The organism is Dyadobacter tibetensis Y620-1 (assembly GCF_000566685.1).
GTDB classification, from domain to species: domain Bacteria; phylum Bacteroidota; class Bacteroidia; order Cytophagales; family Spirosomataceae; genus Dyadobacter; species Dyadobacter tibetensis.
Genome location: NZ_AZQN01000004.1, coordinates 99,272 through 113,130 on the forward strand (window position 1 = coordinate 99,272; position 13,859 = coordinate 113,130).

Below are 13,859 nucleotides of genomic sequence, written 5' to 3' on the forward strand. Positions count from 1 at the left end.
ATATCCTCCAACCCTAACTACCCATTTACGTAAAGTATATTTTACTACACATACAAGTCTTTTGAATTTTATAACATATATAATTTTGTGATATTAATTTTGAAGTTAGGAGCATTCACTATATATTTCGAAACATAACACATATCATTTCACAAACACATCGCTGCATGAGAAAGCCTTTAATAGGATTTTATGTATTGCTTTTAGGATTCATGACGCCTCAGCTAAGTTTGGCACAGGATCTAAGCAAGCAAAATATTCCCTTAGACCCTTCGGTCAAGATGGGAAAATTGAAAAATGGCCTGACTTATTATATCCGCCAGAATAAGGAACCAGAAAAAAGAGCCGAACTTCGCCTGGTGATCAAAGCTGGGTCGATTCTGGAAACGGAGGAGCAGCAAGGACTGGCTCATTTTATGGAGCATATGAACTTCAATGGAACCAAGAATTTCCCCAAGAATGAATTGGTTAACTTTTTGCAAAAAACAGGGGTACGCTTTGGTGCAGATTTGAATGCATATACGAGTTTCGATGAAACCGTTTATATGTTACCGATCCCTACCGATTCGGCAGGACTCCTTGAAAAGGGCCTCCAGGTTTTGGAAGACTGGTCACACGACGCGCTACTAGAGGATAGCGAGATAGAAAAAGAACGAGGTGTGGTCCTGGAGGAGTCGCGTTTAGGTCGTGGAGCGCAACAACGTATGCGCGATCAGTACCTGACACAAATTTTGAATAATTCCCGTTATGCAGAACGTCTACCTATTGGTAAAGATGAGATTTTAAAAAACTTCAAGCCGGCTACTCTTAAATCTTTCTACACCGACTGGTACCGTCCAGACCTAATGGCGGTGATTGCGGTAGGTGATTTTGATGCGGCAGAGGTAGAAAGAATCATAAAGGATAAATTCGGTTCGATTCCTGCGCCCAAGCAGGCAAAGGCTCGTACGAAATATGAGGTGAAGCTGGATGGAAAAAACAATGTGGCTGTTGTGACAGATCCAGAATTCCCCCAATATGTTGTGCAGATGATCTACAAGCTTCCCGGCCAGCAAGAGAAGACCCTTAAGGATGTGAAGGATCATATTGCTCAGGGCCTTTATAATGCGATGATCGGCCAACGTATTCAGGAACTTACTCAAAAACCCAATCCTCCCTTTCTATTTGCCAATAGTTCGTATGGCGACTTTTTGGGTGGCTTAGACGCCTACACCTCTGTGGCGCTAGCCAAAGATGCGGCTGGACTAGAGCCTGCTATGGTCGCGCTGGTTACCGAAAATATGCGTGCTCAGAAATTTGGGTTTACGGAAGCTGAATTCCAGAGAGCCAAAAGTGATTTTAGCACCAATGTGGAACGTCAGCTCAAGGAAAAGGATAAAACAAGATCCTCCAGTCATGTTCAGGAGTATATCAATCACTTCCTTCATGAGGACGCGTTTATGGGAGCGGAAGCTTATTCCGATTTTGTTCAAAAACATTTGGGCTCAGTGAGTTTGTCTGAAGTGAATGCTCTCGCTAAAAAGTATATCAGTAACACCAATCGGTCCATCGTAGTTATGGCCCCGGAGCAGGGCAAAGACAAACTTCCAAGCGCAGAGCAGATCGAGTCAATAGTTGCCACTGTGGGCAAAGATGTAGTGGCCTATGTGGACGATGCCCTGGACGCTCCCCTACTTCCTAATGAACCTACCCCCGGAAAAATTGTAAAAGAGTCGGTGATTTCTAAGGCTAAAATCACCCAACTCGTACTCTCCAATGGGGTTACGGTTCTATTGAAGCCAACAGAGTTTAAGAACGATGAGATCCTGATCAAAGCTACCGGCAAGGGAGGATACTCTCTTTTCCCAAAAGATAGAGAAACGGGTATGTTTACCAGCTATCTGGTACAGTCTGGTGGCGTAGGCCCCTATAACCAAACCCAACTGCAAAAATACCTGGCGGGAAAAACGGTAAATGCAGGACCCTATTTAAGCGAGCTCAGTGAAGGAATCAACAGCAACACGAACCCTAAAGACTTGGAGACCAGCCTAAAATTGATCCATGCTTATTTCACCGAACCCCGCAAAGATGCGGCCGTGGTAGAGGGAATTCTGAGCAATCAGAAGGCATATCTGGAAAACATGCAAAAGACTCTCACACCTGAGAAAATATTTTCAGATTCCTTAAACGCTGTAGTTACCAGCCATGACCCTCGACGTGAGCCCCTAAAGCCTAATGATATCGACAAGATAGATTTGGAGAAAGCATTGGGAATTTATAACGACCGTTTTTCCGATGCTTCCGATTTCGTGTTTACCATGGTTGGAGCTTTTAAAATCGATTCGATAAAACCACTGCTGGAAAAATATCTAGGTAGCCTTCCATCCACTGAACGTGATGATACATTTGACCATCCCAATATTTTTCCCCCAAGTGGCCGCATTATTAAAACAGTATATAAAGGTCTTGAGCCAAAAAGTAGGGTAGCAATGATTTTCAGCGGCACTTACGACTATAGCCCAGAAAATAACGTCCAGCTGGAGGCGTTACAGGAAGCCCTTCAAATCAAGCTGATTGAGTCTCTACGTGAAGAGGAGAGCGGTGTTTACGGGGTTGGTGTTTCTCAAAATACCGATAAACTTCCTTCCGGTCACTATCGTATTTCAGTACAATTTGGCTGCGGCCCCGAAAACGTTGATAAGCTAATCAAGAGAACCCTTGCGGAGATAGATAAAATCAAAGAGAAAGGAGCCGATCCCCAGGACATTGAGAAGTTTACGGCGGAAACCAAGCGAAAACTGGAAGTAGCCAGCAAAACCAATGGATTCTGGATCAACTATATCGATAAAAATGTGTTTATCGGTGATGATCTCGATGAGCTATATCGCCAGGATGAGTTACTGGGTTCAGTATCCGTTAAAAGCACTCAGGAAGCTGCCAAAAAATACTTTAACGATCAAAATTATATCCAGATGGTTTTGATGCCGGAAAAGAAATAAACAGAAAAGTCACATTATATAAGCATTAAAAGCCTCCTAATCAGGAGGCTTTTAATGCTTAATCTACCCTGGTGATATGCATTATCAAAGGTGTATAGGGAGGAATATTCTGATGTCCATTCCTTCCATATGCCAACTCAGAGGGAACGACAGCCCTTATTTCTCGACGGTCATGGAGATGTATAGCCACTCGTTCAAACCCACTCTTGGGCCGTAATTGACCACTGATTTTATAAGGCATATAGGCCAACCTTTGGTCATAAATGCCTTCTTTTCGTGCCAGGTCTTCTTTATTAGTTTCAAACAAACGTCCATCCAAAGAACTGATGGTATAGTAAACGGTATAAGCAACTTTCTCTTCCGTCTCTAACCGCTCTGCACTTCCGGCAGAAAAGTAAATCCCGGATTCTGACGATAGATACTCCTTTCCCTGGCTCTTTATATAAGCTTCAATTTTAGATTTTTCCGAACTTTTTGATTGTTCTATATCCTGATTCTTAAGGGACTCTATGGCAACATTCAGAAGACTATCACTTAGATCGCCTCGGGTGATTACCTGGTTCACTTTCAGATGGTAGGTCAACAGACTGCCTGGCTCTGCCTGATGTTCCGATAGCTTGCCATGCTTCACCAGGGAGTCCACGGGGATAACTATACGTGCGCTATCCCCTTCCCCTAAACGGCCCAATATCTCATTAATATCTCCCTTAAAATAGGGACGAACCCTGAAAAGTAAAACCGGCCGGGCGTCGAAACCATAGGTTGATGAAAGAACCCGCTCTGCCTCATCAGTCAATCGATAAGAAAGTGATAAGAAATCATACTCTTGAATCAAGGGCTTTCCTTCAGAGGTAAGAACCTCATAAGCTGTATTCCCTACCACCCCCTTCCGATCAGGAGAACAGCTAGAAAATAGCATGTGGAATAATATGAAACAAAGATAGACGGATTGAAATTTCATATCGCTTACTTAGTAATACAGGGAGGTTGAGAAATCACTGTCGGCATCTTCTTCCAATATGTTCTGTCCTGGTCTGGGAGCGAAGGTCCGGATGCTTAAAGTTTGCTGCGTTTTGTTGAACTTCATAAGCCTCATATAGCCGTTACCTCCATTTCTATCAACCGTGCCGCCATAAGGGGCATTTTGCCTGGACTGATAGTCGGCGAGATACGATTTGATAATATGACCATTATAATTGTCCCTTCTGAACCCTTCGCCTGAAATATGGCCACTCAGCATCAGGAAAACGTTATTATGATGCTTCATACGATCATAAATTACGTCACCCTGATTGGTGAAAGCACTGGCCACATTATTATTCCCCTGACCGGGAATAATATCACTATTACTTCCAGCTGGCTTATTCAATATACTATGACTCACAATGATCGCTTTTCTGCTGGAATAGGTATTCAGGATACCATCTGCCCAGTTCATCACGGACGATTCAATACTGGCACTATATTCTGCCGAACCCGGGGAGTTAAACTCTATATATAACACGATATAGTCTACCCCATTGGCGCTGAATAGATCGTAATGATTATCGCTGTTATTCGAACTTCCATACGCACCTCCATACCATGGATTTTTCGACATATGATCTCTTCCAAAATAAACACCGTACCCATTATTCGTACCGGGCGATCCAGGATTTCCATAAGGAGTCTGGTCATGATTTCCTACAGCAACTCCAAAAGGAATCTGGTCCTGCTCTAACTTATACAGTTCCGTTTTAGCACGGGTCCACTCAATAGAATTAGCATCGTCACCATGATCGACTACATCTCCTAAATGAACCACATAAGCAATTTTGGAACTAACCTTGTTGGCTCTTATCCAAGCGATCTGATCTTCGAACATGGCCATGGTCCCCCCGTGTTTCAATGCAGTGTAATACTGTGTATCGGGGATTACCACGATTTGGGCGAATTCATCAGCTGCGGCTGCATTAGACGCTTGCGCTTCGCTTTCCGCCCCCTGTCGCGACACAACAGATTGCTGGCAGCCCATATTGAGCATGGAGACGCATAATCCACAAGTCACAACGAGCCGAAGTTTTTTACTGCTCATATGTTGAAGCATAAATTGGTTGATTTTCATATCAGATAGATTTAATTAAGAGGCAGATGAAACACGACTCCACCGATGCAGCCGCGACGCTTCATAAAATAATACTGCTTTACCCTTTACTATTGAGTTTATGTAAGGACATGAGCCCTTCTGAGTCAAACGAAATTAAAGTGAGCGAGGAATTTTCCTGAACCAACTGGCGGTAATTGCGCAGGGGCATCCCTAATTTATGGGCGAGAAATAGCCGATTGACTCCATTATGAGCCACCACCATGATATTACCCTCCGAGTATTTACTTTGTATATCTTCAAAAAAATTACCTACTCTTTCCACTACCATCTGGGCAGTTTCACCGGTTCCACCTGCCTGGGTCACTGAAGGATCCTTATTCCATTGCTCCCAAAGCGAAGGAGACTCCGCCACAAATTCATCCCGGGTTTTGCCCTCCCAAAGCCCAAAATCCACTTCGATCAGTCTTTCGTCGGTCGTCACTTCCTTCCCACTCGCGGTTTGGGCGGTGATGTAGGCACGTTGCAGCGGAGATGAATATACAGCGTCGAAGGTAGTATCCCGAAGTTGAGCCTTTACCATCAACGCTTGCTGAAGTCCTTTCGGAGTCAAGGCAGCATCAGTACGTCCACAGTACCGGTTGCCATCGGCATTATAAGTCGTTTCTCCGTGACGGAGCAAATATATATTAAGCATTTACCTTTTCTTTTATATACCCCTTTTGGTGGAGTAACTGAATGAAATTTTTGTAGTTCTCTTCGTAGGACAGTCGTATACGCTCCTGAGGCCTCACTACCCTATCTACCTGTGTAAGGGCTTTGGTAGCGACCATCAGCGAATCAAAATAGGTGTAGGAAGCGGCTAGAATAGCGGCCCCTACGGCTCCGGACACGTGTTTCATCTTATACAGGGGAAGGTTAAGCACATTGCTCCTGATCATAAGCCAGGGTTCGCTGTTACTTCCTCCTCCAGCTGTAAACACGGCCTTGATTTTTTCTCCTGAAAGTTCCTCTATCATTTCATAGGCATATCGCTCCAAATAGGCCACACCTTCCATGTTTGCCAGAAACTTTTCTGCATTGCTGAGGCCATCCGGTTCGAAGCCACGGGCATGCGGAGCCACGAATGGAAAACGTTCTCCAGCCTGTCGTAGCGGATAGGCCAGGTGTCGGGAAGGTAATAGAGTAGCCGCCGCCTCGGTGAGAGCTGACAGATCGTTCCCAAAATCGTGGGTCACCCAGTCAGCGCCTGTATTACTGGCTCCTCCCGGCATCCAATAACCCATGGGATGCCGATGTGAATAGAGTCTTCCTTCAGGATCCTTTATCTGATTCTCCGTAACGCCCTTGACCACTAGTGTGGTGCCTATGGTTGTATTCCACTCCCCCAGATTAACTGCCCCCGAAGCTATTTGAGAGGCACAACCGTCTGTTATACCTGCCACGACTTTGATGGTCTCTGGCAGGCCAAAATCCTGAGCGAGTGCCCTATCGATGGTCCCTATTACCTTTCCGGAAGGAACTACTGCGGGCAACCAGTCCTTTTTAAGTGGCAGAATATCAAACAAGTATTCTGGCCAAAGGAGCTTTTCTACATCGAAGCCTGACTTTAAGGCATTGGTATAATCAGTAATCCCCCATCTGCCACATATTTTACCCGTTATAAAGTCGGCTGCATGCGCCCACAGATGGAGTTTGGCAGCCTTCTCCGGGTACTCTTCTACAAACCAAACCATTTTTGCCAAACCCGTAGAAACCCCGAAGTTATGATAATCCTGTCCAGCCTCCTTGGCCGCCAGACTGCATCTGCTCGCTTGCTCAGAGGGGCGTTTGTCACTATACATCAACGCTGCATGCAAGGGCTCATGATTCTCGTCCAGAGGTATGACCGTGCCGGAGGTAGACGTTACCGCCAAAGAAACAATCTGGCGCTTATCTACGGATGTATCTAACTTCTCCAGCATGCCGGAAAGTGCCCTAAGACAGGATTTCCACCACATTTGGGGAGACTGTTCCTCTCTTGCTGCCGTGGTGAGTTCAAAAACTTCCTGCTCCATTGCCACCAGAGTACCTCCTTCGTCGATCAGATTGATACGGGCCCCTTGTGTCCCCACATCGATACCGATAAAATATGCTTTTTCCATAGTAATTCTTTAAAATGCCATTCTAAGTTTCTCACGCACGGCTCGCCATATTTGAAACTGCAAGGCATATTCTTCTTGCCGTTGGGCTGTAATTTTGGTTACTTCCTGCGCATCACCCACTGTCTTTTTCAAGGCTTCGCTACAAATCAGTGCTCCTCCTACTACAGAAGCTTGAATATTATCTTTCCTGAATAAAATCGTTTTGTTAAGTAGTCCTGCTACATAACGCCGCAAAGTATCGCTCTGGAAACCTCCCCCGCAGGCCCATACATAATCCTTTTCATAAGGATTGACCCGACATAAGGTATCAAAATTAGCCTTAATGGCACAGGCAATATCCCAGAGAGCAGCCTGGGCAAAACTGGCCCTGGTGAGGTCATGTGCAACGGGAATGCTAAAAATAAAGCCTCCCCTTGTAGCACTCCCCTCTTCATCGGCGACTAGTGAACCCAGTGAAGCCATACAATTCTGTTGCTCCACCTGAGCAAGCTCCTGCTCAATAACTTGATAGGGTTCGTTGGGATAAAATATCTCCTTAAGTCTCTGGAAATTCAGTCCCGTTACACCCGCATTGGCTTCAAGTACAAACGCGCCTTCCTCCACATGGCTTCCCGTCCAAGTTTTTTGTTCCTGGTCAACCATATATTTGTCAACGATCATGACCACAGGGGTGGTAGTTCCCGATACCAGCACCACATCACCCGTATCGGGTTGGGTACTTTTAATAGCCAGTTGTGTATCCGCTCCGCCTACTATTACCAATGCTTCTTCGGATATGCCTAATGCCTGGGCTATCTCTGCGGATATGCCCCCCAGCACGGAGCCAGCGGGATATAAGGGTGGTAAAATAGAAGGGTCCAGACCAAAAACAGCACATAATTCTGCGGACCAGCTCCGGTTTTCTACGTCATACAGCTGTGTCTCTGACGCTTGAGCATGTTCGTATACCATCTTTCCGCATAGAGCATATTGGGCCCAGTCAGAAATACTCATTACCTTTTCTATTCTATCGAAAACGTCGGACTGCTGCTCTCTAAGGCCTACCAGCTTCATGGCAGAGAATAATGAGCCAGGATAACGACCCGTACGCTCATAAACTTGACCTGGGTCTTTTACCATACGCTCCCATGCTCTACCTCTATGGTCATGATTGGGCATACCCATGATGGCTTTTCCCGCTTCATCTACCAGCACAATACCTTCACGTTGGCTGGAAGCCGTAAGGGCGATAATATCGACCTGAGGCAAGGCGGCCAGGGCCTTCTTAGCCAAGGCCATAATCTGCCCCCACAACCGATCGGGACAAAAGCTTAGGGCATCTTCGTAGGGTTGGTCTTTCCGATAATGTACATCGTCGCGCTCCACACCCAAGAGAACCCCGTCCAAACCAGTTATAGCCACGCGCACATTACCGGTACCAATATCAATCACCAGATAAGCTTGTTGTTTTTCCATAAGGCTATTTCGTTTCATTGCTATAGTCCAGGGCAACAGTCTTCTTCTGTTGCCATTCTTTGAGCTGGGTATTCAAAATCTGAACATGGTGACTTTCTACCTCGAAGGTGGCTCCGGCAGTATGTGGGGTAGCGAGTACCTTGGGAGAATGTATCAGCCGGTAATCCTGGGCATCTGGAGGTTCATGATCGAACACGTCCAATACAGCTCCTCTTATCTGATTATTTTCAATAGCAGTTAATAAAGCCTCCCTTTTCACTACAGAAGCTCGGGCCGTATTTACAAAAATGGCATCAGGCTTCATCAGTGAAATAAGTTTTTCATCGATCATACCGATCGTGGTATCATTGACAGGTAAGTGAATGGAAACAATATCACTGGTCTTAAATATCTCTTCAATTGAAGTCTTGACATAGGCCTGATCAAATTCTGCCAGATAAGGATCGTAGAATTGGATCGGACAGGGAAAATGCCGTAACATGCCAGCAATACGCTGCCCTACTGCACCGAAACCTACCATTCCTACGGTTTTTCCGGCCAGCTCATTTCCCTTAAATTCCAGATAAGAGGTATGCGCCCCTTCTTCCCAGTTTTCTCCAGTCAGCCATTGCCAGCTTCCGATAGTTTTCCTCAGCACACAGATCACATTTGACACAAACATTTCGGCTACCGCTTGAGCATTTCTGGCCGGCGTGTAAAAAACAGGGATGTTTAATTTTCGGGCTGTAGAAAGACTCACATTCGAGGGAGTTCCTCTGCATACTCCTATAAATTCCAGATCAGGATAGGCCAGTAAGACTTCTTCCGTAACGTGATCATGCTCGGTTATCAGTGCATTCGCATTGGTTTCCGCTAAAAGTTCAATCAGCTCCTCAGCATAATATGCTCTTCCATTTTCTTTCCAGGAACGGTAAATTACCTCTCCAAACATCTTTTCTAAAGCCTCTATACCTTCCTGATGGTAAGGCGCTGTAACAAGAATTTTCATATCGTTTATAATTGGTGTATGTTAAATTAAGGTATCCTGATATCGGCCATCATGAAATAATGATCGCTGGGATACAGTTGATTGTTATGGCCTCTGATAATTTGAGAGGCTTCGGTTTTCACTTCACCCTTGGAAAATATAAAGTCTATGCGCCCCGTGTTCGCATTTCCCTTATAGTCCGATCCTTTGAAGCTGTGCATGGTAAACCCAGCTTCCTGGTCCCCATGAAGGATGCTATGGGTATCGACCCACCCCGCGGCCTTTATTTTCTGATAAACCGGATTCCTCATCGTAGCATTAAAATCACCGGTGAGAATCTGAGGATAGCCTTCTGAATATTGTCCGGCCTCCGACATTACCAGTTCAATTTGCTTTTCCTTGGCCCCCTGCGCCTTATGATCCAGATGTATGTTTATAACCCTAAAATCCTTTCCCGTTTTTTTATCTTTCAGTCGTATCCAGCTGGCATTTCTCGCTCGTGCCGATTCCCAGGAAATGCTGCCGGCTATTAAGGGTGTTTCCGAAAGCCAGTAGCTCCCTGCACTGAGCAATTCGTATCTTTTCTTCGAAAAAAAAATGGGATTCTTGGCAATGCCATGATAGTCGTTATCTCCGGTGTCCATTTCTGGGCCTTCGAAGCCAAAAGAGAAGAAATCCGGCAGGGCCTTTTTCAAATCTTCATTTTGCACTCTGAGCACTTCCTGCAGACCAATCAGATCGGGCGACTGACCTTTAATAACCTGAATGCACAATGACTTTCGTTGCGACCACCCTACCCCTTTCTCTTCATCTTCGGCCAGGGCCACTCGTATATTACAGCTCATGATGCGATGCATTGCCGGACCCTGCACAGGTACAGCTCCCGGACCACCCATGTGTGCACCCAGCGCCGGGGCCACAGCAAGGAAGCCACATTTTTTGATAAAAGATCTACGGTTACCAGCTATCATAGGGCAGCAGGCTCTGGTGACTCTACAGGATTCAGGAAGGCACCCGTTGCCAGGAGTTCGGCCCGAAGTGCTTGCACATCTACTTCCGAGGGCTTAATTCCCTGACGAACTGCCATTTTTGCGGCTCTTCCCGCTGCCTCTCCCATGGCCATACAAGGGGCCATTACGCGGATTGCTGACATGGCCTCATGAGTCGTAGAGATACACCTCCCGGCCACGATCAGATTTTCGATACGCTCAGGAATGAGGGAACGATAGGGAATATCATAACAGTCGCCACACCACTCAAGGGTACATCCGCCACCTTCCGGGTGGTGCAGATCCAAGGGGTAACTCGCTACTGCAATTGCATCATCAAAACGTTGACACCCTAAAACATCCTGAGCCGTCATCACATATTTACCAACAATACGGCGGGTTTCACGGATGCCTAAAAAGGGAGCCATTTTTGTAAAACGAGCATTTTCGAAACCCGGAACATAGGCTATCAAGTACTTCTGTATGAGTTCAACCTGTTTCCTTCCCTCCAGCTCTCCATAAGAAAGGCTGGCCGGATTGGTACCATCCACGCCATTCACCCTTGTCATGTTTACCCATACCTCCCCTTCACGTAGACCAGTAATCAGGATGGTTCTTTCAACAGGAAGGTCGAAGCCATCTTCACGGGCCTTCTGCATCAGGCTCCTTAGTCCTACTACGATGAACTGATTATTCTGGCCAAAATACTCTGAGGGTATAAAGTCGGTCAAATAGGTTCTGGGCTCTTCTGCTATGCTCATACGCAAGGCTTCGGTATCGACACCGGACAGACAGAACATTAATGTAGGAGGTTGAACGCCACCCTTTTCATTGCCTTGCTCGCAAGCAACGCCAGCTTTATAAGCCACATCGGCGTCACCGGTACAATCGATCACGGTTTTGGCTAATATGACCTCCCGACCCGATTTGCTTTCAATGATTACTCCCTTTACCCTATTATCTTCCTTAATCACTCCCGCAAAAAAGGCGTAGAGCAATACATCTACACCGCTTTCATGCAGCATTTTCAGACCTACATTTTTAACTGCTTCGGGCTCTACCAAGGTTAGACTCATATGCAAGGGGCAAGGGCGATGCTCACTGGCCGCATCCTGCTCTTTGAGTCTATCGATAAACTTCTGAGGTAAACCTTTGATAATCTGGTTGCCTTTTTGTCCTAAAAAACCTAAAATGGGAAGACCAATAGTCATATTCCCCCCAACAAAACTTCGACTATCGATAAGCGTTACAGACAGGCCATCTTCCGCGGCCGCCTGAGCCGCTATGATCCCCGATGGCCCACCTCCTACCACCAATACATCGACTTCCTTCCTTACAGGCAGCTCCCTTGCTGGCTCTAAAACTGATTGGATACTATTCATAAACTTGTTTTTTTACCCCTATAATGGGCATTCGTTGGTTAATAGACTGGAATTATAAAACTGTTAGATGGAGCATTGATATCTCCTATGCCAATAGAATATTGGGGTGAAAGCGTGTAGAGCCAACCAAAACTTTCTTTGGCTCTACACGCTTAAGACTTAATAATTTGGATTCTGAATAAGGTTTTTATTAATCAGCGTTTCTTTCGATGGAATAGGCCATAGGTACTGCTTGGACTTATCAAACTCCCGCTCGTTAAGCTGTTTAATTACTCCAGCAGCGTATAGGGCTGAGAAATCGGGCAACCCATCTTCATCAATCTGAGGAATCCCCCCATAGAACCAAAGTCCTTTATCTACGACTTTTTTCTTTAAATCATTAGGATCAAGCACCCCATAAATAGGCTTTGTGAGGGCTTTTTCTGCCAGCTTCCACCTGATCAGGTCGTCCAGCCTTCTGTTTTCCCATGCCAATTCTACCCTTCTTTCATTTCTCAGAATCATCCTTAATTCCTGTTGATTGAGTGTGGTAACGGCAGGGTATTTTTTGATATCTTCTACTGCGACGCCATAGGCCCTTGCCCGCACCTGGTTAATGGCCTTGAGCGTTGCATCGTCAATCTCCCCTAACTCAATTTTAGCTTCGGCGAACATTAGTAAAACATCAGCATAACGCATAACGATGATATCGAAATCCGTTTCGTTATTATCACTCCAGTCCTCATCTACCCATTTGCGTAGAGACAGACCATTATAGGAGGCGTAGGTATCTACACTTCGCGTATCCTTATTGGCCACCATCGCTCCACTGGAAGTATTTTCAACCTTAGTGGCGTATGGATTCGGATCATAGATATATCCAAGGTGTTCTTTCCCAAATTCTACAATGCTCATTGTACATCTTGGATCCCTGTTTTGGAAGGGATTTCTGGGATCGAACAGGGGTGATTCATCAATAGGAAGTCCATCCGTACAAGTATAAGAGCAAAACAAATCCCATGAGGGCTGTGCTACAGAGCTCCCTCCTGCCGTACGCGTATAAAAGTTTTTGGCCCCCCAGGATACACCAAGTTCGAAAGATCGGGGAATGGCAAAAATGGTTTCATCCGCATTCTTCGTCTTCGACAGAAAATATTCTCTGTAATTGGGAAATAAGGAATAAGCTTTTAGATCCATACAGGCCTTGGCCGCATCGCGGGCCACAGACCAGTCACCCATATACAGGGCGGCTCTCGACTTAAACGCCAAGGCTGCTCCTTTTGTAACACGCTTTAACTCCGCACTTCCATAATTAACGGGTAAATTCTGAGCAGCATAATCGAAATCTACATAAACCTGCTTGAGAATCTCCGACTTATCGGTTCTGCCCAACTTGAAAGCCTCTTCAATATTCAGGTACTCTGTATAATAAGGCACATCTCCATAATAAAAAATAAGTCGCGCATATAAGGCGGCTCTAAAAAACCGAGCTTCCCCTTCAAATTGTTTTAGCTTGCTGGCTGTAATGACGCCTTGGGCTCTCTCCAGGTTATTCAAAATGGTATTGGCCCGAGTAATTCCTTTATAGGTATTCAGCCAGACATCTTCGGCCGTCGACCAGTCGCTAGCGATGGAGCCGGCGATATAGCTGTGAACCGACTGCCGCTGCGTCCAGTTGTCTGTCATTCGTTCTGTGGCAAAATTGTCGTCTAAAAGCCATAAATAGGAACGATACAAATCGTTAAGGGCCATGCTGATTTCTGTTTCGTCGGAATACCAGTTTTCTGAAGACCCCTCAGAAAGCGGATTGAGATCGAGCTTGGCACATCCCAGTAACATGGGAAGGAAACAGATTACGGTTAATAACTTCTTCATCCTTTTA

General features: G+C 45.7%; 10 protein-coding genes. 1 reads left to right on the forward strand and 9 read right to left on the reverse strand.

Features of this window, described 5'->3' with window-relative positions:
• Positions 1-167: 167 nt before the first annotated feature.
• Positions 168-2,978 carry a M16 family metallopeptidase gene (locus tag X939_RS0112385; RefSeq protein WP_025763593.1) on the forward strand — a complete coding sequence of 937 codons (2,811 nt, stop codon included), beginning with the start codon at positions 168-170 and terminating at the stop codon, positions 2,976-2,978.
• A 58-nt stretch (positions 2,979-3,036) separates the two neighbouring features.
• Here the strand turns inward: X939_RS0112385 and X939_RS0112390 are convergent, their stop codons facing one another.
• The 9 genes from X939_RS0112390 to X939_RS0112430 form a co-directional block, all read right to left on the reverse strand.
• Positions 3,037-3,897, reverse strand: coding sequence for an FKBP-type peptidyl-prolyl cis-trans isomerase (locus tag X939_RS0112390; RefSeq protein ID WP_025763594.1), 861 nt, complete (start codon positions 3,895-3,897; stop codon positions 3,037-3,039).
• A 51-nt stretch (positions 3,898-3,948) separates the two neighbouring features.
• On the reverse strand, positions 3,949-5,082 hold the full coding sequence (locus X939_RS0112395; RefSeq protein WP_025763595.1) for a metallophosphoesterase: 1,134 nt from the start codon (positions 5,080-5,082) through the stop codon (positions 3,949-3,951).
• A 79-nt stretch (positions 5,083-5,161) separates the two neighbouring features.
• Positions 5,162-5,758: a histidine phosphatase family protein gene (locus X939_RS0112400; protein WP_025763596.1), complete on the reverse strand. Its 597-nt coding sequence runs from the start codon at positions 5,756-5,758 to the stop codon at positions 5,162-5,164.
• Entirely contained in the window at positions 5,751-7,205 is a 1,455-nt protein-coding gene (locus tag X939_RS0112405) for an FGGY-family carbohydrate kinase (RefSeq protein ID WP_025763597.1), read from the reverse strand. The genes X939_RS0112400 and X939_RS0112405 overlap by 8 nt, the downstream gene beginning before the upstream one ends.
• Before the next feature lie 9 nt (positions 7,206-7,214).
• On the reverse strand, positions 7,215-8,660 hold the full coding sequence (locus X939_RS0112410) for an FGGY-family carbohydrate kinase (RefSeq protein ID WP_025763598.1): 1,446 nt from the start codon (positions 8,658-8,660) through the stop codon (positions 7,215-7,217).
• A gap of 4 nt (positions 8,661-8,664) precedes the next feature.
• Positions 8,665-9,648, reverse strand: coding sequence for an NAD(P)-dependent oxidoreductase (locus X939_RS0112415; protein WP_025763599.1), 984 nt, complete (start codon positions 9,646-9,648; stop codon positions 8,665-8,667).
• A gap of 26 nt (positions 9,649-9,674) precedes the next feature.
• Positions 9,675-10,598 carry an endonuclease/exonuclease/phosphatase family protein gene (locus X939_RS0112420; protein WP_025763600.1) on the reverse strand — a complete coding sequence of 308 codons (924 nt, stop codon included), beginning with the start codon at positions 10,596-10,598 and terminating at the stop codon, positions 9,675-9,677.
• On the reverse strand, positions 10,595-11,998 hold the full coding sequence (locus X939_RS0112425) for an FAD-dependent oxidoreductase (RefSeq protein WP_025763601.1): 1,404 nt from the start codon (positions 11,996-11,998) through the stop codon (positions 10,595-10,597). Before X939_RS0112425 ends, X939_RS0112420 begins: the two co-directional genes overlap by 4 nt.
• A gap of 159 nt (positions 11,999-12,157) precedes the next feature.
• Complete coding sequence (locus X939_RS0112430) at positions 12,158-13,852, reverse strand: RagB/SusD family nutrient uptake outer membrane protein (protein ID WP_025763602.1); 1,695 nt, start codon at positions 13,850-13,852, stop codon at positions 12,158-12,160.
• Positions 13,853-13,859: the final 7 nt, after the last annotated feature.

Coding starts and splice junctions, on each gene's coding strand:
- X939_RS0112385 (WP_025763593.1), top strand. CDS start 168: ATGAGAAAGCCTTTAATAGGATTTTATGTATTGCTTTTAGGATTCATG.
- X939_RS0112390 (WP_025763594.1), bottom strand. CDS start 3,897: ATGCTATTTTCTAGCTGTTCTCCTGATCGGAAGGGGGTGGTAGGGAAT.
- X939_RS0112395 (WP_025763595.1), bottom strand. CDS start 5,082: ATGAAAATCAACCAATTTATGCTTCAACATATGAGCAGTAAAAAACTT.
- X939_RS0112400 (WP_025763596.1), bottom strand. CDS start 5,758: ATGCTTAATATATATTTGCTCCGTCACGGAGAAACGACTTATAATGCC.
- X939_RS0112405 (WP_025763597.1), bottom strand. CDS start 7,205: ATGGAAAAAGCATATTTTATCGGTATCGATGTGGGGACACAAGGGGCC.
- X939_RS0112410 (WP_025763598.1), bottom strand. CDS start 8,660: ATGGAAAAACAACAAGCTTATCTGGTGATTGATATTGGTACCGGTAAT.
- X939_RS0112415 (WP_025763599.1), bottom strand. CDS start 9,648: ATGAAAATTCTTGTTACAGCGCCTTACCATCAGGAAGGTATAGAGGCT.
- X939_RS0112420 (WP_025763600.1), bottom strand. CDS start 10,598: ATGATAGCTGGTAACCGTAGATCTTTTATCAAAAAATGTGGCTTCCTT.
- X939_RS0112425 (WP_025763601.1), bottom strand. CDS start 11,998: ATGAATAGTATCCAATCAGTTTTAGAGCCAGCAAGGGAGCTGCCTGTA.
- X939_RS0112430 (WP_025763602.1), bottom strand. CDS start 13,852: ATGAAGAAGTTATTAACCGTAATCTGTTTCCTTCCCATGTTACTGGGA.